This is a genomic window from Streptomyces sp. JNUCC 64, from assembly GCF_054484115.1.
The window spans coordinates 917,162-944,157 of record NZ_CM137015.1 but is presented as its reverse complement, the minus strand read 5'-3'; the positions used below and the strand labels follow the sequence as shown (position 1 = coordinate 944,157).

Genomic DNA, 26,996 nt, shown 5'->3' with positions numbered 1-26,996 from the left:
GTCCCATGACCGATGGGGCGTGCGCGAGCTGACGGACGGGCCGGGGCGGGACCGGACGGCACCTTTGCCGCCGGGTGTGAACGGGCGTGGTCGGCGATGGCGCGATCTTCCGGGACGAATCCGCGCGATCGTGATTCAGGTCGGATAGATGCGCAGGAAGTCGCCCTGAGAGGGGACGAGTCCGTCCGCGTCCTGTCTGCACGCGAACAGCAGGTAGTAGCCCGGGACGGCGACGACCCGGTCCGGGATCGTCGCCCGGTACCAGCCGGGGCCCCCGGGTTCGGCCTTCAGGCCGATGTACCGCTGGTCCGAGTCGAAGCCGTGGGTCGTGCTGCCACAGCGCACCAGGGCGAGTTGAGTGATCGGGCCGGGCCCCCGGACGTCCACCCGGAGGTTGCCCCCGGGGCCGATGGACTTGGGGGCGTTGAGGATCCGGGGGCGCGGGCGGCACACGTACCACGGCTCGTAGATCTCCAGTTCGAGGCGTCGGTGTTCCTCTCCGCCGGGTTCCGAATCGATGTTGCCGCCGCCCGTGAACACCCGGCCGTCCGGCATCAGCAGCGCGGTCGAGTGGTAATTGCGGGCGAACCTGGCCTCGCGGAACGGGCTCGGATCCCACTTCCAGCCATCGGGGGTGCGGATGAGGAGCTCAGGAGCCTTCACCGCGCTGCCGTCGTCCTCGACGTCCGTGACTCCGCCGCACAGGAACACGTCACCGCTGGGCAGCAGCACCAGGTTGCTGTTGAAACGCGCGCGTCCGTCGGCCTGGGCGCTCCGGTCGCCGAGGCGCTGCCAGGTCGGAGCGCTCACGGGATCCGACGGGGTGCCGAGGTCGATCACCCAACCGGAGTCGGTGCCGATGTCTCCCGCCCGCAACACCTGGAACCGGAAACCGTCCTCCTCCATGAGCGGGAGCAGCGTGGCGGGTGTGTAGAAGTCGTCGTAGGCACCCCAGCCACCGCCACCCGGTGGTGGCGAACCGTTCCGTTTCCAGTCCGTCCCGGTTCCGGACCAGCTCGCGCTTCTTCGCGGTACGTGCGGAGGAACACCGCTCTCGGCGGCCATGGGGGTGGCGCTGAACACCTCACCCCGTGGACCGCTGAACAGACGCGGATAGAGATAGGACGCTGCCTCGAACGAGGTGTCGATGGCGGCCGTCTCGCCGTGGTCTTCCCAGTTCCCGCCACGCCACGACTCCATGGTGTTGTTGTGGTGCCGTACGAGGTCCGCTTCTTCGGGATGGCCGGACAGGGCGAGAACGGCGCCGTTCGGACGGGTGAGCAGCGTGGGGTACCACCGGCCGCCGCCCCGCATGTCCTCCGCGCCCCGCCAGTACCGGCCGTCCTCCGGCAGGGGGTCGAAGGTCCAGGCACGGGACAGTCCCGAGAAGTGCGCCCCGTGGGGAGCCGCCGCGTCCTCCCGCCACTTCTCGGTGCCACCGGCCACCAGCAACCGTCCGTCAGGCGCGAACGCGTGCCCTGAGCAGAACACGTCGCTGCTGGGGGCGTCGATCTTCCGCAAGGTCAATGTGTCGCAGTCGAAGAGTTCACAGTGGTTGATGTCCTGCGGGTTCGCCACGAGTTGCGCCCGGTTGTGCTGGTCCCCGCTGAAGATCACGATCTTGCCCGTGTGAACCAGGGCGGTGTGAATGGCGAAGGACCGGGCGGGGAGATCGCCGCCGTTCTCGTCCTCCACCCGGAACCACCGCCCGCGGCGGACCGAGGTCGCGCGGTAGCCCCTCGACGTCGGGCTGATCACGCCGCAGAGTTCCTGGCGCGCGTTCAACGTCGCGCCCACGGGGATTCCGACGTCCACCGGCATGCTCGGTGCCCCGGCCTCCCAGCGGCCGATCTCGGTACCGTCGGCCAGGAGGATCACCGTCGCGCCCGGCGTGAGACGACCGAGGAGCACTTTGTGCGGGGTGGCGCACAGCGGCCCGTCGATGCGCGGGGGTGCCAGGGAATCGAGCTTCTCCACCGTGGCCCTACCGGGGTTTCCGCTCCGTAGAACGCACAGGGGGAGTTCTTGCAGGGCTTCGTACTTCTGACCGAGTTTGAGTCTCGGCAGCCTCACCCGGACCGTCTCGTGCGCGATGGGCGCGTTGAATACGGGGGCGCCGTCGCGGAACAGTCGCAGAGTCGCCCCGGGAACGAGTCCGGCCACTTCGACCAGCGTGGTGCACTCCAGCAGGGGTTTGACGATGACCGGCGGGTACAGGCCCTCGTTCTGCTGGGGCGGGTCGACCGGCGGACCGCTCATCGTCGGGTACTGGAAGGAATTCGAGCAGACGCGCTGGGTCACTTCCACACCGGGCCCGGATTTCACCCTCTTGAGAGCAAGGAACGTGATCGTGGCCTCGTCGCCCACCGCCGTCCCACCGCCCAGCAGAACGCCGCCCTGCGAAACCCGCAGATCGGCGCCGGGAGAGCAGCCGGTGAGGTGAACAGCCTGCGCGCACGCGTAGATGGGGTCGGGGATGCGCACATTGCCGTTGATGGATTCCTCGACCACTTCCCCGGCCGGGGAACGTGGACTTTCCTGACCGCCGATCTCCTGTGTGGCCCGTATCGTGCTGCCGGGGACCAGCCGGGACGGATGGATGGCGATAAAGGTGTCGGCCCAATCGACCGGCGCGTCGCCGATCGGCACCGGCTCGTCATCGAGGTAGATCCTCACCCGGGCGCTCGGAGTCTGGCCCATGATCCGCACCACTCGACTGCAATTCGAGACCGGGCCGATGATGGCAGGCGGTGAAGGGGACATGGCGTCCTCCAACGATTCATTTGCCGCGTCGGAGAGGAGACGGGCACTGAACCACGCCGAAACACCCGCAGGCCGCGACTGTCCATGAGGCGGAGGCGTGTGCATTCACCACGATAGATCGCGGCCTCTCCCCGCGCTATTCCGGGGACCACGGAGCCGTGGAAGGGCGACACCGGTCACGGACGTGCTCGCTTCCGGGACCGGACCGTTCTCGCGGGGCCGACTGGCACAATCGACCGGTGAGCGGAACGTCGGTGGTCCTGCGTGAACTCGTCCTCGACGACCGGCACGCCGTGCACGCCTTCGCCAGCCTGCCGGAGGCGTGCCGCTTCCAGGCGTGGGGGCCGAACACCGAGGAACAGACAAGGGAGTTCGTGCGCGGCGCGGTGGACGCCCGGTCGCGGTCCCCACGGACGAGATTCGTGTACGCGGCCTGCCTCGACGGGGAACTCGTGGGCATCGGTGAGCTGAAGGTCCGCAGCCTGACGCACCGGCAGGGCGAGATCTCCTATCTCGTGCATCCCCGGGTGTGGGGCCGGGGCGTGGGCACGGCCATCGGTGCGGGGCTGCTGGACCAGGGGTTCGGTCCGGTCGGGCTGCACCGGATCCACGCGACCTGCGATCCCCGCAACATCGCCTCGGCCCGGGTGCTGGCCAAGCTCGGCATGGTCCGCGAGGGCCTGCACCGGCACACCGCGCTGATCCGGGACGGCTGGCGCGACTCCGAGGTCTTCGGCGTCCTGGACCGGGAATGGGCACGCCGGTCCGGGCCCGGATGACCGGTTTCCGTTCCCCGCCCGGGCGAGGAGTGCGGCCCCCGACCACCGGTCGGGGGCCGCACTCCGATGCTGTCGGCGGCGGCTACAGGGCCACGACGAACGTGGACCAGGCGGCGCCGGACACGGTCAGCACGGGGCCGTCGGTGCTCTTGGAGTCACGGACGGGGACGACCCCGGTCACGGACGCGTACGAGGGTGCCCACTCGACGCAGTAGCCACCGTTGTCGCTGTAGGAGGCTTTGACCCAGTGGTAGCTGGGGGGTTCGGTGGTCACGGAACGCCCTTTCTGAGCCGCTCGATCATGTCGATGGACTCCGCCTGGGAGGCCGACTCGGTCTGAAGCACATGGTAGTTCCTCACCAAGGGGAGTGCGGAGGTGAGTTCCCGCTCCAGATGCCCCTGGGTCTGCGACTCGACGTAGGCGACCATGGAACGGTCGGGCAGCGTCAACAGGCTGACCAGACGGTTGAACGGCCGTCGCGCCCCCATGGAGAAGGGAGCGATCTGCAGCGAGGTGTGCGGCAACCTGGCGAAGCTGATCAGATGGGTCAACTGGTCCCGCATGACCCCCGGATCGCCGATGGGGCGTCGGACGCAGCTCTCGTCCAGGACCGCGCAGATCAGTGGCGGCGGCGTCCGTTCCAGTGCCTTCTGACGCCTTAGCAAGTGTTCGATTCTTTCGGCGGCCTTCTCGGGTGTGCTCTCCCCCCGCTCCACAGCGGCATCGGCCAGGGCTTGCGCGTACTCCCGGGTCTGGAGCTGTCCGGGAATCACACCCACCTCGAACAGCCGGATCTCCGCCGCTTGTTCCTCCAGACCCAGGTACTCCGGGAAACCCTCCAGGAGCACCCCCCGCTGCATCTCGCGCCACGCCCGCTCGAACGTGACGTCCCGGCCCGTCAGCCCGAAGGCCTGGTCGACGGCCTTCGCGAAGGGCAAGGTCGCCGCCTTGCGCGTGGTTTCCACGCCCGAGATGTGGCCACCGCTGGTCCCCATCCGCTCGCCCAGTTCCTCCTGCGTCCAACCGCGTGCCTCGCGTGAGCTGCGGACCCGGGCGCCGAACGCCGCCTCCAGCGACGCGTCCGGGTCCAGCTCCCGGCGATTCACCATCTGTGACCCCCAAATGATCTGTCGCTTCCGCCAGGTTGAGTGTGGGAGTCCTGTGGTCCACCCTCAGAGCCTCAACGTCGAAGACGGTGACGGAAGCGCTACGGAGAGCAGTGATGATGACGGCTGGGGCGACGCCGCGCAAGCGCCCCCGACTCCTCGGGGAGTGCGGCTCGCAGGCCCTTGACCGGGTGGCGGCCAGGGCTCTGATCAGGGCTGGTCCGGGCGTCCCCAGTCCAGCCGGTCGGCGAGGCCCGCCGCCGCGAAGGCGTCGGCCAGGGCGTCGTGCCCCTCGGTGAAGTGCGCCCAGGCGTCGTAGTGGAGCGGGACGACCCGGCGGGCGTCGAGTATCCGCGCGGCCTCGGCCGCCTGCGCGCTGTCGAGGACGATCTGACGGTTGTCGAAGAGGACGGGGAACCGGGGGGCGCCCGCGAAGAGCAGCGCGGTGTCGACCGGACCGTACCGTCCGGCGATGTCGCGGACCGCGTCGAGGGAGGCGTTGTCGCCGCTCACGTACACGGTGGGCAGCCCCTCGCCGGCCAGGACGAAGCCCACGACCTGGCCGAGGAGCGGTTCGACCGCCTCACGGGCGCCCGGGCCGTGGACGGCGGGGACCCCGGTCACGGTGACGGTGCCCCCGTCGGGACGCGGCAGTTCCGTCGACTCCCAGTCCGCCAGGCCCCTGACCCGTCCGGCCAGGGCGGCGCCCAGGCGCCGGGCGCCGCCGGGCGTGGTCAGGGTCAGGCCCGCGTCCGCGAGCAGGGCGCGGCCCGAGGTGTCGAGGTTGTCCTCGTGTTCGTCGTGGGAGAGGAGGACGACGTCGACCGTGCCCAGCTCCGCCACGGTGGCTCCGGCGGATGCCGTCTTGGTCAGGACGGGGCGGCCGGGGTGGCCGTGGCCGTAGTCGCCGGGGCCGTCGAAGGTCGGGTCGGTCAGGAACCTCAGCCCGCCGTAGGTGAAGGAGGCGGTCGGGCCGCCGAGGGAGCGCACGGGGAAGGAGCGCGGGGGCAGGCGGTGCGCGGAAGGGGACACGGAACCGGACGCGGAACGGGACACGGAAACCTCACGGATGTGTAGGGGTTCAAGCGTGAGGCGATCCTAGATGTGTCTCACGGATAAAGGCAATGTCTAACGTGAGAACGAGCCGTCTACCATGAGACGCATGCCAGAGTCCGCGACCGACAAGCCCGTACCGCCGCCCGCGCACGGCGAGGAGGAGCACCCCTCCCTCGCCCTCGCCAACAGCGCCGTCGTCCTGCCCGGCGGACTGACCGTCGATCTGCTCGGCGACCCGGCCGGGGCGAACCGGTGGCTCACGGAACGCGGCCTCGCCCCCGTCGACGCCGGTATGCAGGAGATGTGCGCGGGGCTGCTGCGCACCCTGAGGGAGCAGATCAGGTCCCTGTTCTCGGCCCACTGCGCGGGACGTCCCGCCCACCCCGCGGCGCTCGCCGCCGTCAACGACGCCATGACCCGCGTCCCCACCGTCCCGCTGCTGCGCTGGGACGAGGAGCGGGGCCCGTACCGGACCGCTCCCCACCCCACCACGGCCATCGTCGAACACGCCCTGGCCGTCCTCGCCGGGGACGCCGCCGATCTGCTGACCTCCCCCGGGGCCGACCGGCTGACGGCCTGCGGATCGCCCCCCTGCAACCGCTTCCTGCTCCGGCACGGGCGGCGCCACTGGTGCTCCACCCGCTGCGGCGACCGCGTCCGCGCGGCCCGTGCCTACACCCGCCGCACCGCGCCCCACGACGATCCGGCGGTGTGAGTACGGCAGCCGCCATCAGTCACCGTCACCGCGGGCGCCACCGATCACCGCCGTGGCGGCCGCAGCCCGGGGGTGGGGCCGGAGTTGGGGGTGGCGGCCGGGGCCGGAGCCGGGCGGCCGATCCGGTCAACTTTCATCTTCCGTGAGTCATTCTTTGCCGCTTCATTGCCCTGTGGGCCGGGCCTCCCGACGCTGTGCGGAAAACGGACCGTTCATTCCGTGAACGCCCTTCAGCGGGCGCGTCACGGTCCGTGCGACCGGTCCGCAACGCCATGACAGAAGGGATCCCGACATGATCCGCCTGTTCAGGACGACCCCCGCACGATGGTGCGCGGCGGTGGGGACCACCGCCCTCGCCGGTGTGCTGCTGAGCGCGCCGACCGCCCACGCCGCACCCCCCTCCTGCGGCCAGACCGTCACCACGAACGTCGTCCTCGGCGCCGATCTGCTCAACTGCCCGGGCGACGGACTGGTCGTCGGCGCCCCGGGCATCACCATCGACCTCAACGGACGCACCATCGACGGCGTCGGCCTCGGGGTCGGTGTCCGCAACAACGGCTTCGCCAACGTCACCGTCACCAACGGCGCCGCGACCCCCGGTCAGGTGCGGGAGTTCGACTACGGGGTACGGCTCGCCCCCGGCACCACCGGCAACCTCGTCGAACGGCTCGCCGTCCGCAACAACGAGTTCTCCGGCGTCGAACTCGACAACGCCGACAACGGCAACCGGGTGCGCGGCAACCTCATCGAGAACCAGTCGCGCAAGGGCGTCACCGTCGTCAACGGTTCCACCGGCAACGTGATCGACGACAACACCGTCACCACCAACCAGGGCGGCGGCGTCCTCGTCCAGAACTCCGGCACCAACCGCGTCGAGGGCAACCGGATCACCGGCAGCGGGGACGCCGGGCTGCTCCTGGAGGGCGCCACCGCCAACACCCTGCTGGGCAACACCGTCAGCGGGAGCAGCGACGCCTCGATCGCCCTGCGGACCGGCTCCCACGACAACCTCGTCCAGTCCAACACCACCGGGCAGAGCGGCGACGCCGGAGTGTCCGTCACCGCCTCCCACGGCAACCGGATCCTGTCCAACACCTTCCGGGGCGGCGGCGACAGCGGGATCGTCCTCCAGTCGTCCCACCGCTCCACGATCACCGGCAACGACGTCAGCCGCAATCCCGGCGGCATCGAGCTGAGGTTCTCCGACGACAACCTGATCCGCTCCAACACCGCCAACGAGACGACCAGCGACGGGATCACCCTGGAGGGCTCGTTCCGCAACGCGCTGGAGCTGAACGAGGCCAGTCGCAACAACGCCCGGGGCGTCTACGTGACGGGCACCGCGACCGCCGCCAACGGCAACCGGATCGTCGGCAACACCACCCTCGCCAACAAGAGCCACGGCATCCACGTCTCGAAGTCCGCGCACACCGTCCAGGGGAACACCGCGCGGAACAACCTGAGTTGGGGCGTCTACGCCGAGCCGGGCAACATCGACGGCGGAGGGAACCTCGCCAGCGGAAACGCCCAGTCCGCCCAGTGCCAGGGCGTCGTCTGCGCTCCTTGAGCCCCCTGAGCCCCCTGAGCCCCTGAGTCCTTGAGTTCCTGAGCTCTCAACCCCGTGGGTCCGGACCGGGTCCTCTCCAGGGGCGCGCCCCGGCGTGGCCCGTCCGGTCCCGGACCGACGTCGATCCGGTGGGTTTCCGGCCAACTCCCTTTCGGTTATCAACCGTTATGGAGAGGTTCGCGGTCTTCGTCCCTGACAGTGACCCCGGCGCCACCGACCCGGTCCCAGGACCGGACGACGGTGACCGGCCGGGGTCCCGCCCAGAGTGAGGAGCACCCGTGAGGGCACGAACAGCGACACGCGGACGGACCACCGGTACCCGGGCGCGGACCCGTACGGCGGTGGGGGGAGCGCTCGCGGCGGCCGTCGCCGCGACTCTCATGTCCACCCCGGCGCAGGCGGCGCCCGGAGCCCCGTCCGGCCCGGCCGCGCGGTACGACGCCACCCAGCGCGCGCTGGACGAACTGGTCCGGCAGGGCACCCCCGGGGTCATCGCCCAGATCAGTTCCGGCCACCGGGTGTGGAACGGCGTGGCGGGCGTGGCCGACCGCGCCACCGGACAGCCCCGCACCGCGAACGAACGCTTCCGCGCGGCCAGCATCACCAAGACGTTCGTGGCGGCGGTCCTGCTCGACCAGGAGGCCGACGGGCTGCTCAGCCTGGACGACACGGTGGAGAAGTGGCTGCCGGGCGTGGTCCGGGGCAACGGCAACGACGGCCGGAACATCACCGTGCGGCAGCTGCTGAACCACAGCAGCGGGCTCCGCGAGTACATGAGCGACCCGGAGTACCAGCGGAAGTTCTTCACCAAGGAGTTCCTGAAGAGCCGCTACGAGACCTGGCCCCCGCTGAAAACGGTCGGGGTGGGGCTGTCCCACCGGCCCGACTTCGCCCCGGGCGAGCGCCACTCCTACTCCAACACGGGGTACGTGCTCGCCGCCATGATCATCGAGAAGGTCAGCGGGAACTCCTACGCGGGCGAGGTCCGCAAGCGGGTGCTGAAGCCCCTGGGACTGCGCCACACCACGCAGCCGGGCAACCGGGTGACCATCCCGGGTCCGCACGCCCGGATGTACTCCGCTCTCGGCGGTGACCCCCGCACGGACGAGGTGTACGACGTCACCGAGCAGAACGGCTCCCAGGCGTTCGGCGACGGGGACGTCATCTCCACGACCGGTGACCTCAACCGGTTCCTGCGGGGGCTGCTCGGTGGTGAACTGCTGCCGCCGCGCCAGCTCGCCGAGATGAAGCGGATGCTGCCCAACGCCGGTGCCGTGGAGTCGTACGACTCCTACGGCCTCGGTCTGTACAGCTACCGCACCGCCTGCGGCACCAAGGTCTACGGCCACAGCGGCGGGGCGGCGGGCGGCGGCAGCGAGGTCGTCGCCACGGAGGACGGCCGCCGCTCCGTCGCGCTCAACGTCAACTCGGACTGGGTCCTGCCCCGGAGCGTCGTCGACGCGGCGTTCTGCGGCGGCGGTCGCGGCGGCACGTCGTCGGACGGGAAGTCGCTGGACCGGAAGTCGGCCGCCGGTGCGGCGGGGTCCGGTGAACGGGCCGCCCTGGGCCGCGCGCGGGCGGAACGGTCGTCGACCGGCTGACGGAGCGGGCTCCCGCGCCGGGCCGTCCGGGCCCGGCCAGGGACGCTGCCCGGGGCGGCGGCCCTGACCGGCGTCCGGGAGGGCCCGGCGCGCGACCCGGCGGTCCTTCGGAGCGGTGGCGGGTGTTCCCGTCACCGCTCCGAACCGGCCGGGGCACCCGCCCCGTCGGCGTAGACGCTCGCCGCCGAGGCCGCGACGCGCACCAGTTCGTCGCGCACCGACGGCGGGGAGAGGACCTCCACCTCGCCGCCGAGCGTGAGGAGCCCCCTGGTCTCCAGCAGGCCGTCGAACATCAGCGTGACCCTCAGCCAGCCCGCCCCGTCCGCGACCAGGTCCCCGGTGATCCGCCCCCGGACCAGGCACCGCAGGAGCATCAGGGCGCTCTCGCGCAGCCGCACCTCCACCCGTACCGGCAGACGGCGCCGCTCGGCTTCGCGGAGCATCGCCCGCCACACGTCCGCCAGCTCCAGACCGGGCCGTCTGCGCACCGGTTCGTCGAGGACGGACGCCTCGACCACCCGGTCCGCGCGGAACAGCCGGGGGGAGCCCGACTTGTCGGCCACCAGGTACCAGACGCCCGCCTTCACCACGAGCCCGTAGGGGTCGAGGACGTAGTCCCCGGGCTCGACGGCACCACCACGGCGGTAGCGCAGGGCGAGCCGACGGTCGCCGAAGACGGCGGAGTTGAGCACGTCGAGGTCGACCGCGGGCTCACGTCCGGTCTCCCAGCGCTCCGGTTCGACGATGACCCGACGGCTCGTCAGCTCCGCCGCCGGGCGGTGCGGGGCGGGGATCGCCGCCATCACCTTGCGGAGCGCGGACCCCAGCGCCGCGTCGAGCCCGAGCGCCGCGTGGGCGCCCCGGGCGGTCAGGACGAACAGGGCGCGCGACTCGTCCTCGGTGAGACCGGTGACATCGGTCCGGAACCCCGGCAGCAGCGCGATGCCCCCGTGACGTCCCCGCTCGGTGTAGAGGGGGACGCCGGAGGCGGACAACGCCTCGACGTCGCGGTAGATGGTGCGGACCGAGACTTCGAGACGCTCGGCCAACTCGGCCGCCCGGACCAGCCCGCGCGTCTGGAGCAGCAGGATGATCGAGAGGAGGCGGTCGGACTTCACGGGGCGGGCGGACCCTCCGGAAAACATGACGGGGGTTGTCAGGTTACCCGTCGAAGGTACGGGTGTCCGGAGCAACCGGCTTCATCCATGGGAGAACGATCAGATGAACGACCCCCGCCCCTTGTACGACCGCGCGGCAGCCCAGTTCGCCGCGCTGCTGGAGACCGTGACGCCCTCCGACCTCGACGGCGGGACACCGTGTACGGAGTTCGACGTCCGGGCGCTGATCGCGCACTGCGTGAACGGACTGGGCCTGATGACGCGCATCGGCGAGGGCGGCGACTGGAAGACGGCGCCCCCGGAGGCGTCCTTCGCCGACGACGACCTGCGCCGGTCGTACGAGGAGGCGCACCGGCGCTTCCGGGCGACCTGGGCGGACGACGCCAGGCTGGGGGAGGTCTTCTCCTCGCCCTGGGGCGAGGAGACGCCGGGTGCCGCCGTGGTCGGCTTCGTCGCCCTGGAGGCCGTGACGCACGGCTGGGACCTGTCCGAGGCCCTGGGACGGCCGGTGCCCCTGGACCCGGAGCTGACCGAAGCGGTGCTCCCCCTGGCGCGGCGGGCGCTTCCGGCCGACGGCCGGGGCGGGCCGGTTCCCTTCGGGGCCGTCCGGGAGGCACCGGAGGGCGCCGACGTCCATGACCGGCTGGCCGCCTGGCTCGGCCGGGAGGTGCCGGAGCGCACCCGGGTCTGAGCCCGGCGGCTCCCACCCGGCGGACCGCTCACGCCCCGGGCCCGGGGCGTGAGCGCGAGTGGCGGGAAACGGTCCGCGGACACCCCGCCGTCACCGCCGCCCCGGTCGAACCGGTGTCCCCGCTCCGGTCCCCGCTGGTACGGTGCGGCTGCTCACGAGCAGCACTCCGAACCGTGACGTGGTCAACGGAAGGGATCGACGCGCCATGAGCACACGTTCCTCTTCGCCGTCGGATTCGTCGTCGGACGGCACCGCACCCGGCGACACCGCACCGGACGACACCGCCGCCCCGGGGCGGCGCGGCCTCCTGAGGGCGGGCACGGGGGCCGCCCTGGGCGCCGCCGTCCTCCTCGCCGGAGGCTGGGCGGCGACCCCGAGCAGCGCCCGCCCGAACGGCGCCACCGGTGGCTACCAGCACGACTGGGCCTGGTGCGTCTCCTGTCAGAGCCTCTGGTACCGGGGCAGCGGGGTGCGCGGGCGGTGCCCCGGGGACCCCGGCGGGCACACCCTCAACGCCTCGTACGCCTACTACCTCTCCTTCGGGGTCCCGGCCCATGCCAACCGGCAGACCAACTGGCTCCGGTGCACCAGATGTCAGGTCCTGGCATACGGGGGGTTCTCGGCGTCGGGGACCTGCACCGGCGGGATACGCCACAGCCACCACTACAGCTACGACTACGCCCTCCACCACAACCTCCCCGAGCCCGGTCCCGAGTTCCAGGGCGGCTGGCGCTGGTGCGTCAAGTGTCTGGCGCTCTTCTACGCCGGGCACGCCAGCTTCGGGAGCTGCCCGGTGTACGGACAGCACGTGATCGGGCCCGAGAGCATGGACTACCAGATCAGATCGATAGTTTGACGCTTCATCAGCAAACGGGGGGGCGGTGGCCGTACGCGGTCACCGCCCCCGTCCCGTCTGGCCAGACGATCGGACCGGCGCCTAGACTTCCGGACTCCCGGCCGGACGGGCGGGGGAGGACGCCGGGAAGACCGTAAGGCCAGGGGGACGCGCGGACATGGACGACGACCGACAGCCCACACGCGCGTACCGGCTCAAGGCGTGGCGTCTCGCCCTGCTGATGGCGGTGGCGGGCGGGTTCGCCTTCGCCCTGCTCGGGCCGTTCATCAACGACGGGGAGCGGCCGACCGGGGTGCGGCTGGGGCTGTCGGCCCTCTACCTGGCGATCCTCGCCGTCTGGTTCTTCCTGTTGCGGCGCTCGGGCACCTTCGTCGGACCCTCCGGCATCGTGGTGCGCACCATGTTCCGCGGCGTCAGCGTCGACTGGGCCGACGTCCAGGGCTTCCACGCGCAGCGCAACCCCTCCGCGAAGAAGGACAACTACGCGCCCAAGACCATCGTCTACGTCCGCCGCCCGGAGGGGAAGCGCAAGCAGCTGATGTACCTCGACAGCAACCACGTCGACGTCGAGGCGGAGGTCACCGCGCTGAACGCGGACTGGGAACGGCACCGCCCGGCGGACTGAACCCGCCGGACCGGAGGACGGCATCCGCCTCCCCTTCCCCTTCCGCCCCGCTCCTCACTCCCGCGCTCTCAGCCGCCGCAGCGTGTAGCCCTCACCCGCCGGGTCCAGTTCCTTGGTCGCCTGTTTGAAGAGGTACTCGGCCCGCTCGTAGGAGAGCCGGGCCCGGCCCGTCTCCCGGTCCAGGTCGGCGGCGGCCGGGGCGCGCCCGGGGCCCGGCCGCCGGTCGGTGAGGAAGAGCGGGCCCCGGACGCGGCCCGCCAGCAGCTCCGGCAGCAGTCCGGCCGTACCCGAACGCCACGTCACCCAGCCGCCCTTGCCCCGGGCGCGACGGTCCGCCAGGTCCAGGTCCTCCACGTTCAGCGCGAGGACGGACGTCACCGTCGCCCCCGACTCGTGGAGGAGCCGCCACAGGGTCCGCTCGCGTACCGACGGACCCGTGAGGCCCCAGAGCGCGTCGAGCGCCGCGACCGGTGCCACCCGGGTGCCGCCCCCCGCCCGGCGCGGGACGCCCGAGGTGAGGTCGCGCTCCGGGGAGGCGGGGGGACCGTGCTCCGAGGAGAGCCAGTGGGCGAAGGCGCGGACCGCCGAACGGTGGCGGTTCCAGGTCGCGGCGGCGGCCCCGTCCCAGGCCGTGGCGAAGACCCGGGCGACCCCGTCCGGGGTCAGCGCGGCGAGCGGCAGTCCGTCACCGAGGGCGCGGCGCAGTCGTCGCAGGGTCTGCCCGTACGAGCGCAGGGTGGCGGGGTCCAGGTCCGCCCGGGTGAGGAACGCCTCGGCGGTCTCGCCGAGGAACGGGCCCGGGGGCGCTACGCCCGCGAGACCGGCGGCGCGCCGCAGCAGGAAGGCGCGTTCGGCGGCGTTGCGGGTGAGGGCGGCCGCGCGGTCGAACTCCCGGTGCGCCTCGGTCGTCCGGCCCAGCCGGGCCAGCAGATCGCCCCGGGCGGCGGGCAGCAGATGGTAGTCCTGGAGCGCGGGGTCGGAGGTGAGCGCGTCGAGCAGGGCCAGGCCCGGGCCGGGGCCGTGCGCCATGCCGACGGCGACGGCCCGGTTGAGCCGGACGACCGGGGTGGGCAGCACCCGCTCCAACGCCTCGTAGAGGGCGGCGATCCCCGGCCAGTCGGTGGCTTCGGCGGTGGGGGCCCGGGCGTGCGTGACGGCGATCGCGGCCTGGAGGACGTACGGCCCGGGCGGCGCGCCCCGCCCCGCGTCACGGGCGCGGAGCATCGCGGCGAAGCCCCGGCGGATCAGGAGCGGGTCCCAGCGGCCCCGGTTCTGCTCGTGGAGCCGGACCGGCTCCCCGTCGGGGCCGGTGCGGGCGGCGGAGCGGGACTCCTGGATCTCCATCAGGGCGACCAGCCCGTGGACCTCGGGCTCGCGCGGGGCGAGTTCGGCGAGCAACCGGCCCAGACGCAGGGCCTCCAGGGTGAGACCGGGGCGCAGCAGATCGTCGCCGGAGGTGGCGGAGTACCCCTCGTTGAAGACGAGGTAGATGACGTCGAGCACCGAGGCGAGCCGCCCGGCCAACTCCTCGCCGCCGGGGAGTTCGAAGGCGGCCCGCTCGGTGGCGAGCCGCCGTTTGGCGTCGGCGACCCGACGGGCGATCACCGCCTCGGGGACCAGGAAGGCGCGGGCGGTCTCCCCGGCGGTCAGCCCGCCCAGCAGCCGGAGGGTGAGGGCCACCCGGGCGTCGGTGGACAGCACGGGGTGACAGGTCAGGAGCATCAGCCGTAGGACGTCGTCCCGCGCGGACGGGGGTTCCCCCGGACCTCCGGCCCCGGACGTCCCGCGCCCCGCCCCGTGCCCTCCGCCCCGCCCGTCCCGCCCGTCCCCCTCAGGTGTCCCGTGTTCCCCGCGGGCCCCGGACCCCCCGGGCTCCCAGGACTCCTCCGACCCCTCGAACTCCGCGGCGGGGTCCCCGTGGTGGTCCTGCCACTCCCGCTGTTCGTCGGCGAGCAGGTGCCGTCGGTCCGCCAGCCGCTGGTCGCGGCGGACACGGTCCACCGCGCGGCGCTTGGCGACGGCCATCAGCCAGGCGCCCGGGTTGTCCGGGACGCCTGACTCCGGCCACTGTTCGAGCGCGGCCACGAGCGCGTCCTGCGCCATCTCCTCGGCGAGGCCGACATCGTGGACCATCCGGACGAGTCCGGCGACGATCTTCGCGGACTCCAGCTTCCAGACCGCGTCGACGGCCCGGTGGACGGCCGTCACCGGTCCGTTACCGCGTCCGCCGCCGCGCTCGTGGACCTCACGTCAGCCGCCGAAGACCGGGCGGAGCAGGCTCTCGCCGTCCCCGGCGATCCGGCGGAAGCGCCGGGCCAGCTCGATGGCCTCCTCCTCCGAACGGACCTCGACCAGCGCGAAGCCCGCGATCGCCTCCTTGGCCTCGGTGAACGGGCCGTCGGTGACGGTGAACTCGTCACCCTCGCTGACCAGCCGGATGGCGCTCGGGGCGAGACCCCCGGTGGCGAGGAGCACACCGGAAGCGGTCAGCTCCTCGATGAACGAGCCCATCTCGGCGAAGAGCTTCTCGTCCGGGACGACGTCGTTGGGCTTGGTCGTCATCAGGTAACGCATGGTGGGTTCTCCCCTTGCCGTTCGGTGGGCTTTCGCTGTTCTGCCCCCACGTCGAACAGCCTATGTGACGGGGAACAGCCACGTTCCCTGTCACATCGAACGTTCGACGTGGAGGTGAGCAAGCGAAGAGGGCGGCGGAGCACCGCGCCGCCGCACCGGGAGAGGACACCGACATGACCGCCGCACAGACCCCCACCCCCGCGATCCCCGTTCGTGCCCTGCTGGGCCCGGGCGTCCTCGCGGCTCCGCTGTGGGCGACGGTCTCCCTCGGCCAGGCCGTCACCCGCGACGGGTTCGACATCACCCGGCACCCGCTGAGCGCGCTGGGCAACGGGGACCTGGGGTGGCTCCAGATCGTGAACTTCGTGGTCGCCGGAACGCTGCTGGCCCTCGGGGCGGTGGGACTGCGGGGGGCGCTGCGGGGAACGCCCGGCGGGGTGTGGGCGCCCCGGCTGGTGCTGGCGGCCGGGGTGGGAATGGTGGCCGCCGGGGTGTTCGTGATGGACCCGCTGGACGGATTCCCGCACGGCACCCCCGAGGGCGCACCGACGGAGATGAGCTGGCAGAACTATGCGCACATGGCCGCGGGATCGCTGACCTTCACCTCCCTGATCGCCGCCTGCTACGTGCTGGGACGGCACTTCTCGCGGGGCGGGTGGCGATGGCGCGCGATGGCGTCCCGGTGCGCGGGCACGGCGCTGCTCCTCGGCAATGGCTGGGCGATGGGCCAGGGGGCGTGGGGGACGCTGACGCTGGCGGTCGGGGCGGTCACCGCGCTGCTGTGGGTCTCGACGGTCTGCGCGCTGTTCGGCGGTCTGACCGGGACCGCGCGCCGCTGAGCCGCCGTAGCGCGCGGCGGCCAGGACGGTCCCGGTACGGAGTGGTCTCCGTACCGGGACCGGGGTGTGGGCGGGCGGCGCCGTGGAGCGCCGCCCGCCGACGGTCACTTGTTGAGGAAACCGTCCCTCAGCCGCAGTTCGTTGGACTTCTTGGGGTCGGTGGGGCTGTTGTAGTCGTCGGAGTACGTCAGTGCCAGCCGCCCGTTCGGTGCCAGGGAGACCGCGGGGTCCGTCTGTTCGTTGCCGGTGACGACGTTCATCCGGGTGGCGGGCAGCCGCCCGGCGGTGGTGCCGTCCGCGTTGAAGCCACGGGCCCACACGTCCGGCTTGCCGTCGTACACGAACGCCTCCTGCCAGGCGACGACGAAGTCGCCACTGTCGGAGACGGCCACATCGGGGTCGGTCTGGTCACCGATACCACGCTTGGAATCGGGGTCCTTGGTGACGGTCACCTCCACGGCGACCGGCGTGCCGGTCGCGGAGAACGTCCGGTACCGGACCCTCGGCTCACGGGTGCCGATGCCGTTGGCGGGCAGGTAGGAGTCGGCCCAGGTGGCGACGGTGTGGCCGTCGGCGGTCTGGGCCACGGCGGGCGCGGTCTGCTGGCCGTCGGTCTCGGCGTTCGCGAGCTTGCGCGGCACGGCGAAGCCGCCCGCGCTGTCGAGCTTGGCGAGCCCGATGTTGAGGCCGCCGTTGCCGTCGGCGTCCTCCTCCCACACGATCGCGGTGTTGCCCGCGCCGTCGGTCGCCGCGTCGGGGCGGCGGTTGGAACCCGCGGTGGCCCCGGCGTTGATGGTGCTCACCTGGACGTCGGGGTGGCGCCGCGTTCCGGCGGCGGTCCAGCCGCTCGCCTTCACCTGGTTCAGGGTGGTGCGGTCGGCCGTGTCCTCCCATGCCACGGTGTAGGACCCGTCGTCGGCGACGGCCACCGTGGGCCGCAGCTGATGACCGTCACCGGAGGCGTGCGGACGGGGCAGCACCGTCACGTTGCCCGCCTGGTCGATCTTGCGGACCTCGATGTTCGCGTACTTGTTGCCGTCGTCGTCTCCGGCCCACACGACGATCGCGTTGCCGTTCTGGTCCACGCCGACATCGGGCTTCTGGTGCGACCAGGTGGTCCCCGTGACGCCGGGGACGCTCAGCCGCTTCTCGTTCCCGTTGGGGGCACCGTTCTCGTACGTCCGGATGTACACATTGGTGCCCAGCTGCCTGTCGGCGGGGTCGTGGTTGTCGCCGTCCTCGTACACGACCGCGTGGTACGTGGAGGTCCCGGAGCCGTTCGAGGCCGTAGCGCTGTCGTGCTGGTCGCCCGCCGAGGCGGCGTTGACCCGGGAGTAGTGCTGGGGGATGCTGCCGTACTTCGCCGCGTCGATGTCGATGGCGGCGGTCCGCAGCCTGTTGAAGCTGGCGACGAACTCGTCGTAGACGGCCGGATCGCTGATGCGCAACAGGGTCTCGTCGTTGCGTACCAGGGCGCCCTTGGTGAAGTTGTGGGAGCCGGTGTACGTGTTCTGGACGCGCTTTCCGTCGGCGTTCTTCCACTCGGTGAGCAGGTACTTCGAGTGCGTGGTGCCGTGGTGGCACGACCTTGCCGAGTAGCGGCACCCGCCGGGGCGCATACCGTAGGCGTTGACGTTGATCCCGGTCATGTCGTTGACACCGGCGTTCTGGTCGAGGCCGTCCTGATCCCGGACCAGGGCGTCGACCGCGCAGCCCGCCGCGCGCTTGTTCTTCAGCGCGGTGTAGATCGCGGGTCGCAGCGACTGCCCGTTCAGCGACGAGGTCGACAGCCTGATGCTGCCACTGATGGTGCAGTCCACCTTCTCGATCTGGTGGGCGACGATGTCCGGGTTGCCGTACACCTGGTAGTCCGAACCGGTGTCGGTCGGGCTCGTTCCGGTGTCCCGGGGGAAGAAGATGGGTTCCACCGGGGCGTTCGGGGCGTCGTAGGTGCTGTTGTAGGTGAGCGTGCCCTTGACGTCCTTGTGGTCCACCTGCCGGTTGAAGGCCGCCCGGTACTTGACCGCGAGGGATGCGTCGCCCGAGATCACGACGGCGTTGTTCAGCTCGCCGTTCTGACCCGGGTTCATGTTCTGCGAGGACTGCCAGACCACGTTGGTGGGGGCGTCACCACCGGGGGTGGCGGGGTTCAGCGCGTCGAAGACGACGAACTTGTTGTGGTTGATGGCCTTGGGTTCGCCGGAGGGGTTGTCGAGGCAGCCCCGGACGCACTCGGTCAGTTTGCTCGCGCCGGTCAGACCGCCTCTCAGCGCGTCGCCCGGCCCGTGCAGGTCGGCTGTGGGCTTCTCGATGACGACCTTCACGGTGACGTTCCGGGCGTGCGCCGCGAGCAGCTTCGCCTCGATCCCGTTCGGGTCGTTGAGCCAGTACATGCTCATGTACAGGGTGCTGCCCGGCTTGGCGCGGTCGATCAGGGCGCCGAGGTTCGTACTGATCGCGGTGTCACTGGGGCCGGTCGGCTTGGTGTAGTTGAAGACGGTGGTGTAGTTCCCCAGGACGGTCTCCTCGGCCTGGGCGGCCGTCGGCGTCAACAGGGTGAACCCCAACGCGGCGGTGGTGAGGGCCACCAGAGCGCGGGTGGTACGTCTGCGCAAGTTCCTGTCCGATCCGTTTGACGTGCGAGAACAGCGGAACTTTAAACGTACTTTACGATCATGGACGCCGAGGTTGGGGGGCGACGAGGAGCCGGCGAGGCCCCCGTCGCCCGTCTGCCCGCCTACGCTCCCTCCGTCCCGGAGTCGTGGGACGAGCCCTCGTAGGGGTCGTCGTACCCGTGGTCGTGGTGACCCCGGTGGCCGTGATGGTGACCGTGGTGGTGCCCGCCGGTGGGTGTCGGTTCGTGCCCGGGCCCGGCGGAGTCGTGCGCGTCCTGGTGGCCGTGGCGGGCGACGGCGGCGGCCGTGGCCGCCGCCGTGAGCGCTCCGGTCGTCGCCACGGGCAGCCACAGTCCGGCGGCGGACGGATTCCCCTCGGCGGGTGCCCCGGACGCCCGCTCCGCCGCGCCCCGGGAGGCCCGGCCGCCGCGCCGGGCTGACGCGTTGGGCGCGGCGCGCCAGGGGAAGCCCGGCCCGGCGAGCAGCGTCGCCAGCAGCGCGGTCGCGTTCTCGACCGCGTAGCGCCGCCAGGCGTTGGGTTCGCCGTCGACGTCGAGGGTCCGGTCGGTCGCGGTCTTGTTCCCCTCGGCGTAGTCGGAGACGCCCCGGATCACCATCAGGTCCGCGTCGTCGTTCTGGTAGGCGGACAGCGCGGCGCCCCCCGCCTCCATCTCCACGGCGAGGCACTTGCGGTCGTGGTTCTTGATCAGGGCCTTGAACGCGTCGGACGCCACCACGACGTCACCGCTGGCGATGTGTCCCACGTGGTAGGCCGGGGCTTTGGCGGGCCGGGACCCGGGGACGATCCGGCACCGCTCGTGGGCGTCGGCCGACCACCGCTTGGCCAGGGGGCCGCTGGCCTTCCTGATCGGGAAGTTCCGCACGTACCGCAACAGTGGCGCGGAGGGCTTCCAGTGGGTGCCCCCGACGGCGATCCGGACCCGGGTCGGATCGTCCGGGTCCTCCGTCACCTTGCCCGCGTTGAGGTAGTCGATCAGCTCGGACCCGATGACGACGTCACCGAGCGCGACGTCCTCGTCCAGGGCGGCGGCGGTGCCGAGGACGGTGATCAGCGGCACCGGGAAGGTGGCGGCCAGGTCGTGCGCGGCGAGCGCCGCGCTCGCCTGCCCCATGTCGTGGACGACGGTCAGCACCCCCGTGACGCCGTCGGAGTCCGGCACCACGAACCGGTGGTACACCCGGTCGTCCACCTCCATGTCCCCGAGGACGTCCAGCACGGAGGAGACGTACGCGAACTCCTCGGCCAGCGGGACGATGACCCCGACGCGCGGCTCGGTCACTGGACTGTTCCTTCCGATGCGAGGTTTCCCCTGAGGTCCGCCGACACGACGACGCGGGTGGCGAGGACCGCGACGGCGGCGAGTTCGGCGGCGGAGACGGCGAGGAGGACGGGGTCGCCGGGGCCGGTGGCCCAGAAGACGGCCAGGGCGGTGAGCGCCGGGGCGACGAACATCACCAGGTCGACGGCGAGTTGGAGGTACTTCCCGGTGGTCCGGCGCGGTTGGGCGCGGTGGGCGGTCTCCCACCCCAGGACGTCGCCCGGGTCCGCGCCCGACGCGACGGCGAGCCTCGGGGTCAGCTCGGCGCGCAGATAGCCCCCGATGGCGGAGACCTTCTCGTCGTTGACCAGGTACGTCCAGCCCAGGACCAGGCACACCGGCGGCAACAGCAGGACCAGTTCCCGGTGCCCGGCCGTGCCGGCCACGGCCGTCGCGGTCAGGACCAGGGCGGCGAGGGTGGCGTACATCAGGTTGTCCCGCGCGGCGATCCGGGCGCTCTGTTCGGCCTTGAGCGCCGTGTACTCGCCGAGCAGCACCTGGGAGTACGCCGTCGGGTCCCGGCGGCGGGACGGCTGCCGCTCCGGCTCCTGTCGCCCGGGTCGCTGACCCCCGGACTCCCGCCGGGCGGTGGACGGCGGGCTCACAGTCCCCACTCCGCCCTGACCTCGGTGAGTCCGGCGATCAGCTCGTCGAGCTTCCGCACCGAGAGGTCGATCCCGTTGAGCAGCGCGGCCCGCTCCGCCGGGGTGAGCCCGGTGGAATCGGCGAGGTCCTGGCGGTCGCGGTCGATGCTCTCCTGGTCCTCCCGCAGCCGGGCCTCGATGACCTCGACGATGGCGTCCCGCTCCCGTCCGGCCAGCTCGACGGCGTGCTCGGCGGCCTCGCCGGTGATGGCCTTCGTCACCTGGTCGTACACCTCCCGGGCGGCCTTGAGGGTACGGGCCTTGAGCTTGCGCAGGGCGGCGACACCGGCGAAGAGGACCGCGGCCGCCATCACGGACACCACGACGGGGTTGGTGGTGGCGGCGACGGCGGCGGCCTTCGCCAGGTGGGCCAGGACGCTCGGCTGGTACGGCCCGGGCCCGTCCTTCCGCTGGTGCTTGTCGCGGGCCTCGGCGAGCTGCCGGGCGAGGGCGGGGATGCCCGTCATGGCGACGCTGGTCAGATAGGTCTCGTCGAGGTTGAGGAGCGACTTGCCGAAACCGGTGGGCAGATGGGTGGAGAGTCCCTCGGTGAGGGTGAGCCGCTGGAGGTGGGCCGACACCTCGTCCTCGGGGTTGCGGGCGACGATCCGGGCCACGGTGTCGTTGAGCCGTCGGCCGACCAGCTCCCGCATCTCCGCCACGGCGGTGTCGGCCTCGGTGGCCAGTTCCTTGACGGCCTCCTCCATCCGCTGGGGCCGCATGGTGGTGAACGCGTCCAGATAGGTGCTCTCCAGCAGTTCCACCCGCTCCCCGGCCAGCGTGCGGACCTCCTCCTGGACGTAGCCGGTGGCGGCGTCCAGGTCGGTGCGCCAGGTGTCGCCGCCCATGCGTATCCAGCGCTGGACGTTCTCCTCCCTCGCGCGGATGGCCTGTTCGGCCGCCTCGCCCTTGCCGAGCAGCGCCCGGCGCTCCACCAACCGGGCGCGGACGGCCGTCGCGGTGGACCCGGTCAGCCGGAGCAGGTCCTGCCGGTGGAGTTCGCCCGCCCGGTCGACGACCTCTTTCCGCAGCCGTTCGGTGAGTTCGGGCACCCCGCTGAAGGTCAGGTTCCGGTCCCGGGCCGGTCCGGGGGCCGCCGTCAGCGCGTCCAGCGCCAGCTTGGCCGAGACGCACACGCCCGGGACGTCCGCGAACCGCCGGGCGACGGCCTCGGCGTCGGTGCCCTCCCCGAGCAGCTTCCGCCAGGTCTCCGGGTCCCGGAGGACGGCGAGGTTCTTGTCCAGCCGGTTCTGGGCGTCGCTGGTCTGGTCGCGGTGCGTCTGCACGATGACGTAGGAGCTGACCCGGTGCACCGACTCGGCGAGGAAACGCAGTTCGGAGGCGCTGATCGGCTTTCCGGGGCGGATCACGAAGAGCACCGCGTCGGTGTTGCTGAGCGCGGTCAGGGTCTGCCTGCGGTGGGCGGGGTTGAGGCCGCCCACCCCGGGCGTGTCCGTCAACCGCAGTCCGGCGGCGAGGAGTTCGGACGGCAGGGCGACCCCCGCCCACAGCACCCGGGCCTCCCGCCCGTGCCGTAGCGCGACGGTTTCCTCGCCCCGGGTGGTCAGATAGGTGAGGATCTCCTCCCGGTCCGCCAGGTCGCGGGTGACGACCTCTCTGCCGTCGTGGACGCCCACGAGGGCCTGGGTGTCCTTGCCGTAGCGCAGTTCCACCGTCACGGAGGACAGCGCCTCGGTCGCTGCGGGCAGGAGATCCTGTCCGACGAGGGCGTTGACCAGGGTGGACTTGCCCACCGAGACCTCCCCGACCACGGCGGCCCGGGCGAACGGCTCCCGCCAGCGGCCGGAGAGCGCCTCCAGCGGACTCCACACGCTCTCCCCGACGCGTTGGTCCCGCGCCATGGTCAGGACCGCTTCGACGATGTCGTCGATCCGGTCGTCGGACGCGGATGAGCCGGACGATGACCGCATGTCAGTCTCCTTCGATGTCGTACACCACGACCCGGGCGGGCCTGAGGACCGTCCCGTCGGGGCCGGTGAAGCCGGGGACGAGCACCTCCGCGACGCGTTCCCGGTCCTGTGGACGGGGTGCTTCGCGGGTCTCGCTCCAGCGGTGGGCCAGCGGGTCGAAGGCATCGCCCGGCGCGGGCCGGACGGCGTCGATCCCGTCGAGTCCGCCGACCGCTTCGTACAGTCGGCGGACGAGTTCGCGGTTGGTGAGCCGGTCCGCCACGGCGAGGACGGCCCGGGCGACTCCCGTGTTGTCCGCCGCCCGGTCCGGACTCCGGCGGTCCCCGGCCCCGCCCCCGTCTCCGTCGCCCTCTCCGGCTTCGGTGACGTGCCTGGCACGGTCCCTGCCGTCGTTCCTGTCGCTGTCGCTGTCGCTGTCGCTGTCGCCGTCGGAACGATCGGAGTGTGTGGTGGGGTTGGCGGGACTCGTGGGGCTGCCGGGGGTGTCGGAGTCGCCAGGGACGTCGGGCTCGGTGGTTGACGGAGGCGCCTGCGGTGACGGCAGTGGCCCCGACGGCCCCGACGACGCCGACGGCTCCGGTGGCTCTGATGGTTCGGGCGGCCCGGACGGGGCTGGCGGTGCCGGGTCCAGCCGGTCGGCGAGCCGGTCCTGGGTCCGGGCGGACCGGCGCAGCAGTCGCGCGAGCCCGCGCCCCGCCCTCACGCCTCCCCCCGGTGGACGGTTCCCAGGCGCTGCCGCGCCGTGTCGGCGACCAGTGCCGCGACCCGCCGGAACCGGGAGTCCCGGAAGGGGTCGGCGGAGTGTTCCGTCCAGCGTGCGAGGACCTCCCGGACATCCGTGTCCGGACGGTCGCCGGGGTCCGGGCCGCTGCCGTCCGGCCGTCGCAGCAGGGCCACCGCCGTGTCCCGTTCCGTGTCGGGGAGCCCCGCGCCGACATCGGTGTGGAGCAGCAGCCGCGCGGCGGCCCGCCGGTGCAGCACGGCGGTGTGCGCGGGGGTGAGGAGCAGCGGGAGCCGGGCGCGGAGCGGGGCGGCCGGTCCGGAGGGCAGCCGCGCGGCGAGCCGTCGCAGCCGCTGCAGCACGGCGATCGAGGTGAACAGGTCGTGGTCGTCGGAGAGGTCGGACAGCACCGCCTCCAGGAAGTGGATCCGGGACACCCGGGTGAACTCCTCCGCGACGCCCGTGAGATCGGTCATGCCCGCCGTGGCGGCGACCAGTTCCGGTAACCAGACCGGGCTGCCGACGGCTTCTTCGAGGGCGGTGAGGTGGCCGGGCGGCAGTGCCCCGTCCGTCTCCTCGGAGAGCCGCCCCCAGGCGGGCGTGGACGATTCCAGGAGATCGGGGCGGGACCGCAGCCAGTCGAGGGCGGCGACGATCCGGTCGTCGACGGCTCCGGTCCGGGCGGCCGCCGCCATCAGCTGGTTCACCGCGACGACCCGGACGGTGAGCGTCGTTTCGTCGCTGACCCGCCGTTCGACGCTGTCGGGCGCCTCGTTGACCTCGTCCAGCTTGGCCATCGCCGCCACCACGTTGCCGACCAGGTCGAACGGTCCGGTGGAGAAGGCGGCCAGGTCCTCCAGACGTTCCTTCCAGTCCTCGTCGACGAGTCCGTGCGCCAGGACGCAGACGAACGCCGCTGCCGCCCCGGTGAGGTCGCCGGTGAGCAGCGGCAGCGTCTCCAGGGGATTGTCCGAGAGCGTGTCGAGGCCGGGGGTGTCCCCGAGCATGATCCGTCCGGCGAGCGGGAAGCCCACGGCGACCGCGCGATGGGTCGGATCGGGCAGGGCGGGGTCGGTCAGTTCCGGTCCGTGGTACCAGGTGACGGAGGAGGTGGTCTCGTCGAAGGCGGTGGCGGCCAGGTCCCGGGCGACCAGGGCGTTCAGCAGGGTCGACTTGCCGGTGGAGACGTCCCCGGCGAGGAGCACCCGCAGCGGCTGTCCGCACTGGGCGACGACGTCGCGCAGGGTCGGCTCGTCGTGCAGAAGGGGGTGGGTGAGGAGTTCCCGGCAGTGGCGGGCGATGGCGGCGCGGACGGTGGGCGGGGCGCTCACGAGGTCACCGCGCCCAGGTGGAGACGGTCCAGTCCGGCCCTGGTGCGGGCGTAGACCACCCCCGGGTCGGGGCTCGGGAGGAGGGCGGTCGGCCGCTGGAAGCCGAGGGCGTCCCGCAGGGCGAACTGCTCCCCGTTCCCGGCGCGCAGCGCCCGGTAGACGGAGCTCTCCGCGTCGAAGGCGACGACGGCGGCCTCGGCCCCGGTGTGGGTGAAGGCGAGGGTCCCCGGGGAACGCAGCGGGCGCCGCCACCGGAGGGCGAAGCGGCCCGGCCGGGTGTCATGGGCGGTCACCGCTTCCCCGTCCGCCACGCAGACGGTCCCCGCGCGGGGTTCCACGGCCAGGGTGACGTCGTCCGGCAGTTCCAGTTCCGCGCTCTGACGGCCGGTTAGCACGTCGATCAGGAGGAGCCGTCCGGGGACGCGGGCGAGCAGCCAGGGCGCGTCGGTGAACATCAGCTCGCTCACCGGCCCTTCGAGGGGGAGGGGGTGCCACTCCCAGGAGCGGGTGTCGACACAGGCCCCCCTGCCGTCCGGTTCGGTCCAGGCGACCAGCGGCCCCCGGCAGGCGAGCGCCGAGACCGGTCCGTCCGGTCCGCCCCGGGACGCGGCGAACCTGCCGAAGACCACGCCCCCGTCCAGCCGGTCCGCCGCCGGGTCGACCGTGGTGACCAGGAAGGCGGGGGAGGGGCTGGCGAGCAGCAGCCGGGGGGCGACGGGATCGGCGGCGATCCTGGCGACGGGCATCCGGGACGCCTCCGGCGCCGGGGCGGCCGCGTCGGACTCCGGGGCGGTCCCGTCCGTTCCGCGCCGGAGCCGGAGGGGGCCGCCGGGCGGCAGTTCGGCCACTCCGCCGGGGACCCCGGCGACGGTCGCCCCGGTGTCCCCGAGCCGGATGGCGGCCCGGTCGAGGGTGAAGGTCCGGGCCGGGCGCGGTAACCGGCCTTGGCGGGAGGGAACGGCGAACCGGGTGGCGCCCAGGGCGACCGGGCTGCCGTCGACCCCCTCGACCAGGTCGACCAGTTCCGCGCCGCAGCTGTCGGCCAGGCCCTCGACCTGCTCGCGGACCTTGGGGACGCGGGCCGCGCCGCCGCTGAGGACCAGGGTCCGGGGGCGGACGGTGCCCTCCAGTGCGGTCAGGGCCTCGCGGGCCGCCGTGAGGCATCTCGCGACCAGCGGTTCGACGGCGTCGGTGAAGTCGTCCCGGTGGACCGGGAGATCGAGGTCGCCGAGCGCGAACCGGGCCTCTTTCCGCGTGGTCAGGGCGCGTTTGACCAGTTCGGCCTCCTCGCGGAGCACCTCGGGGCGGGCGCGGCCGAGTTCCCGTAACGCGCGTCGTCCCTCCTCGGGGAGGGCGTTCCGCACCAGGGTGAGGACGGCGGTGTCGAAGTCGTCCCCGCCGATGAGCCTGCCGGTCTGGTAGACGACCTCGGGCAGCCCGTCCTCCCGGGGGTCGAGCAGGGCGAAGTCGAAGGTCGAGGCCCCGAAGTCGAGGACGGCGAAGGGGCCTTCGAGACCATGGCGGAGGGCGGCGTGCGCGCCCACCGCCTCGGCCTCGCTGACCAGCGTGGCGGAGGGCCACCGCGCGGCGGTCGCGGCCTCCGCGAGTACGGCCTTCTCGGCGTCGCTCCAGATCACCGGATGGGTGAGGACGAGGCGGAGCGGGGCGCCGTGGCGTTCGGCCACCGCGCGCAGCGTATGGGTGATGACCGCGCGGACGCCGCGCACCAGCGGCCGGGTGGGGCCCGCGGGGAAGTGGAGTTCCCGGTGGGCGGGTTCGATGTCGGACGGGAGGTTGATCCGCTGTTTCAGGCCCGCCAGATAGCGGCCCCGGAAGGGGGCCGCCTCCCGCCGGTTGACCGCTCCGACGCCGGTGATCAGGGCGCCCTTCCGGTCGAGCAGCAAGGCGGTCGGCCACTCGGGCACCCCCTCCACCCGGACGGTCGTCAGCTCGGGCGGATCCGTGCCGAGCACGGCCGCTTTGGTGGTGGACGCGCCGATATCGACGGAGACGATCATCGAACTCCGGCCCCCCGGGGTGTTCGTGTCGAACGGGTACGAACCCTCTTCTTGTCCCATTGACCATAAGGAGATCCCCTGATTATTGTCAAGAGAACAATTAGT

Annotated in this window: 22 protein-coding genes; 8 read left to right on the top strand and 14 right to left on the bottom strand. The window is 72.3% G+C overall.

The features are described 5' to 3' along the window. Positions 1–135: 135 nt before the first annotated feature. Complete coding sequence (locus tag ACVWNX_RS03600; protein ID WP_454412393.1) at positions 136–2,700, bottom strand: glyoxal oxidase; 2,565 nt, start codon at positions 2,698–2,700, stop codon at positions 136–138. A gap of 302 nt (positions 2,701–3,002) precedes the next feature. On the opposite strand from ACVWNX_RS03600, the gene ACVWNX_RS03595 reads away from it, so the two are divergent. Further along, the gene (locus tag ACVWNX_RS03595; protein WP_454412392.1) at positions 3,003–3,542 is read left to right on the top strand and encodes a GNAT family N-acetyltransferase; all 540 of its coding nucleotides are present in this window, start codon (positions 3,003–3,005) and stop codon (positions 3,540–3,542) included. 82 nt (positions 3,543–3,624) lie between these two features. Here ACVWNX_RS03595 and ACVWNX_RS03590 read toward each other — a convergent pair whose 3' ends face one another. The 3 genes from ACVWNX_RS03590 to ACVWNX_RS03580 all read right to left on the bottom strand — a co-directional run bounded on the left by ACVWNX_RS03590 (position 3,625) and on the right by ACVWNX_RS03580 (position 5,681). Next, a complete protein-coding gene (locus ACVWNX_RS03590) occupies positions 3,625–3,816 on the bottom strand; it encodes a DUF397 domain-containing protein (protein WP_454412391.1) in 192 nt (63 codons plus the stop codon). Beyond that, the gene (locus tag ACVWNX_RS03585; protein ID WP_454412390.1) at positions 3,813–4,652 is read right to left on the bottom strand and encodes a helix-turn-helix domain-containing protein; all 840 of its coding nucleotides are present in this window, start codon (positions 4,650–4,652) and stop codon (positions 3,813–3,815) included. Before ACVWNX_RS03585 ends, ACVWNX_RS03590 begins: the two co-directional genes overlap by 4 nt. Before the next feature lie 207 nt (positions 4,653–4,859). Beyond that, positions 4,860–5,681 (bottom strand): MBL fold metallo-hydrolase, encoded by an 822-nt coding sequence (locus ACVWNX_RS03580; protein ID WP_454414617.1) that lies wholly within the window; start codon positions 5,679–5,681, stop codon positions 4,860–4,862. Positions 5,682–5,811: 130 nt separating this feature from the next. On the opposite strand from ACVWNX_RS03580, the gene ACVWNX_RS03575 reads away from it, so the two are divergent. From ACVWNX_RS03575 to ACVWNX_RS03565, 3 genes are all read left to right on the top strand, one after another. Further along, the gene (locus ACVWNX_RS03575) at positions 5,812–6,420 is read left to right on the top strand and encodes a CGNR zinc finger domain-containing protein (protein WP_454412389.1); all 609 of its coding nucleotides are present in this window, start codon (positions 5,812–5,814) and stop codon (positions 6,418–6,420) included. A gap of 292 nt (positions 6,421–6,712) precedes the next feature. Then, positions 6,713–7,987 (top strand): right-handed parallel beta-helix repeat-containing protein, encoded by a 1,275-nt coding sequence (locus ACVWNX_RS03570; RefSeq protein ID WP_454412388.1) that lies wholly within the window; start codon positions 6,713–6,715, stop codon positions 7,985–7,987. Between the two features lie 278 nt (positions 7,988–8,265). Next, positions 8,266–9,588: a serine hydrolase domain-containing protein gene (locus ACVWNX_RS03565; protein WP_454412387.1), complete on the top strand. Its 1,323-nt coding sequence runs from the start codon at positions 8,266–8,268 to the stop codon at positions 9,586–9,588. A gap of 131 nt (positions 9,589–9,719) precedes the next feature. On the opposite strand, the gene ACVWNX_RS03560 is transcribed toward ACVWNX_RS03565, so the two are convergent. Beyond that, positions 9,720–10,706, bottom strand: a complete 987-nt coding sequence (locus tag ACVWNX_RS03560; RefSeq protein WP_454412386.1) for a helix-turn-helix transcriptional regulator — start codon at positions 10,704–10,706, stop codon at positions 9,720–9,722. A gap of 103 nt (positions 10,707–10,809) precedes the next feature. Between ACVWNX_RS03560 and ACVWNX_RS03555 the strand changes: the two genes are divergently transcribed. The 3 genes from ACVWNX_RS03555 (at position 10,810) to ACVWNX_RS03545 (ending at position 12,878) form a co-directional block, all read left to right on the top strand. Beyond that, the gene (locus ACVWNX_RS03555) at positions 10,810–11,397 is read left to right on the top strand and encodes a TIGR03086 family metal-binding protein (RefSeq protein ID WP_454412385.1); all 588 of its coding nucleotides are present in this window, start codon (positions 10,810–10,812) and stop codon (positions 11,395–11,397) included. 205 nt (positions 11,398–11,602) lie between these two features. After that, the gene (locus ACVWNX_RS03550; protein WP_454412384.1) at positions 11,603–12,253 is read left to right on the top strand and encodes a hypothetical protein; all 651 of its coding nucleotides are present in this window, start codon (positions 11,603–11,605) and stop codon (positions 12,251–12,253) included. Positions 12,254–12,410: 157 nt separating this feature from the next. Next, positions 12,411–12,878 carry a hypothetical protein gene (locus tag ACVWNX_RS03545; RefSeq protein ID WP_454412383.1) on the top strand — a complete coding sequence of 156 codons (468 nt, stop codon included), beginning with the start codon at positions 12,411–12,413 and terminating at the stop codon, positions 12,876–12,878. A 54-nt stretch (positions 12,879–12,932) separates the two neighbouring features. Here ACVWNX_RS03545 and ACVWNX_RS03540 read toward each other — a convergent pair whose 3' ends face one another. Further along, a complete protein-coding gene (locus ACVWNX_RS03540) occupies positions 12,933–15,086 on the bottom strand; it encodes a DUF6596 domain-containing protein (protein WP_454412382.1) in 2,154 nt (717 codons plus the stop codon). A 42-nt stretch (positions 15,087–15,128) separates the two neighbouring features. After that, positions 15,129–15,452 carry a YciI family protein gene (locus ACVWNX_RS03535; protein ID WP_454412381.1) on the bottom strand — a complete coding sequence of 108 codons (324 nt, stop codon included), beginning with the start codon at positions 15,450–15,452 and terminating at the stop codon, positions 15,129–15,131. Between the two features lie 173 nt (positions 15,453–15,625). On the opposite strand from ACVWNX_RS03535, the gene ACVWNX_RS03530 reads away from it, so the two are divergent. Further along, positions 15,626–16,291 carry a DUF998 domain-containing protein gene (locus tag ACVWNX_RS03530; protein ID WP_454412380.1) on the top strand — a complete coding sequence of 222 codons (666 nt, stop codon included), beginning with the start codon at positions 15,626–15,628 and terminating at the stop codon, positions 16,289–16,291. 104 nt (positions 16,292–16,395) lie between these two features. Here the strand turns inward: ACVWNX_RS03530 and ACVWNX_RS03525 are convergent, their stop codons facing one another. The 7 genes from ACVWNX_RS03525 to ACVWNX_RS03495 all read right to left on the bottom strand — a co-directional run bounded on the left by ACVWNX_RS03525 (position 16,396) and on the right by ACVWNX_RS03495 (position 26,951). Further along, complete coding sequence (locus tag ACVWNX_RS03525) at positions 16,396–18,906, bottom strand: phospholipase D-like domain-containing protein (protein ID WP_454412379.1); 2,511 nt, start codon at positions 18,904–18,906, stop codon at positions 16,396–16,398. Between the two features lie 122 nt (positions 18,907–19,028). Then, entirely contained in the window at positions 19,029–20,207 is a 1,179-nt protein-coding gene (locus ACVWNX_RS03520; RefSeq protein WP_454412378.1) for a 5'-methylthioadenosine/S-adenosylhomocysteine nucleosidase family protein, read from the bottom strand. Continuing rightward, positions 20,204–20,851, bottom strand: a complete 648-nt coding sequence (locus ACVWNX_RS03515) for a hypothetical protein (RefSeq protein ID WP_454412377.1) — start codon at positions 20,849–20,851, stop codon at positions 20,204–20,206. Before ACVWNX_RS03515 ends, ACVWNX_RS03520 begins: the two co-directional genes overlap by 4 nt. After that, positions 20,848–22,821: a dynamin family protein gene (locus tag ACVWNX_RS03510; protein WP_454412376.1), complete on the bottom strand. Its 1,974-nt coding sequence runs from the start codon at positions 22,819–22,821 to the stop codon at positions 20,848–20,850. The genes ACVWNX_RS03515 and ACVWNX_RS03510 overlap by 4 nt, the downstream gene beginning before the upstream one ends. Position 22,822: 1 nt before the next feature. Then, complete coding sequence (locus ACVWNX_RS03505) at positions 22,823–23,524, bottom strand: hypothetical protein (protein WP_454412375.1); 702 nt, start codon at positions 23,522–23,524, stop codon at positions 22,823–22,825. After that, positions 23,521–24,873: a GTPase gene (locus tag ACVWNX_RS03500; protein WP_454412374.1), complete on the bottom strand. Its 1,353-nt coding sequence runs from the start codon at positions 24,871–24,873 to the stop codon at positions 23,521–23,523. The genes ACVWNX_RS03505 and ACVWNX_RS03500 overlap by 4 nt, the downstream gene beginning before the upstream one ends. After that, positions 24,870–26,951, bottom strand: coding sequence for an Hsp70 family protein (locus tag ACVWNX_RS03495; RefSeq protein ID WP_454412373.1), 2,082 nt, complete (start codon positions 26,949–26,951; stop codon positions 24,870–24,872). Before ACVWNX_RS03495 ends, ACVWNX_RS03500 begins: the two co-directional genes overlap by 4 nt. Positions 26,952–26,996 lie beyond the last annotated feature (45 nt).